The sequence below is a fragment of the Streptomyces sp. SID14478 genome (genome assembly GCF_010548525.1).
GTDB lineage: Bacteria > Actinomycetota > Actinomycetes > Streptomycetales > Streptomycetaceae > Streptomyces.
In genome coordinates, this window is the sequence record NZ_JAAGMG010001255.1 from 1 (window position 1) to 732 (window position 732).

Consider the following 732-nt stretch of genomic DNA (forward strand, 5'->3'; position numbering starts at 1 on the left):
GCCCGCGGGGGGCCGACCGTCATCCTCTGCGGGCCCGGCTGGTCGGGGCACACGGTGCGCGGTGCGCTGCGGCCCGCGACGCTGCCGCAGGCGCTGGCACGCATCGAGCGGCTCTACCCGGAGCTCACCGGCCCCGCGCCCGGGTGAACCGGTCACGCCCCTCGGCCAGTTCGACCACCGGATCCGGGTAGTCGTACGCGGCACGCTCGCGGGCCGGCAGCTTCCACGGCTCGTGCACGGCGGGGGCGTCCAGCCCCGCCAGCTCCGGTACCCAGCGGCGCACGTACCCGCCGTCCGGGTCGTACCGCTTGGCCTGCGTCACCGGATTGAGGACCCGGTTCGGGCGGCTGTCCGTGCCGGTACCCGCCATCCACTGCCAGTTCAGCTGGTTGTTCGCGACGTCCCCGTCCACGAGGAGGTCGAGGAAGTGCCGGGCGCCGACCCGCCAGTCGACGTACAGCGTCTTGGTCAGGAAACTCGCCGTCAGCAGGCGGCCCCGGTTGTGCATCCACCCCTCGTGGCGCAGTTGCCGCATCGCCGCGTCGACCACCGGGTATCCCGTGCGCCCCGCCCGCCACGCCTCGATCTCGCGGCCGGCGGACCGCTGCGAACGCCATCGGTCGCCCTGCGTGCGGTAGTCGTCGTGCGCGGCGGCCGGCCGGGCGGCCAGCACCTGGTGGTGGAAGTCCCGCCACGCCAGCTGCCGCACGAACGCCTCGGCGCCGGTTCCGC

The 732-nt window shown here is 74.9% G+C and carries 1 protein-coding gene; it reads right to left on the reverse strand.

All coding sequences use genetic code 11. The features are described from left to right. Window positions 1–124: 124 nt before the first annotated feature. Window positions 125–732, reverse strand: a 608-nt coding sequence (locus G3I40_RS40020; protein ID WP_203645660.1) for an FAD-binding domain-containing protein, incomplete at its 5' end; no start/stop codon positions are given.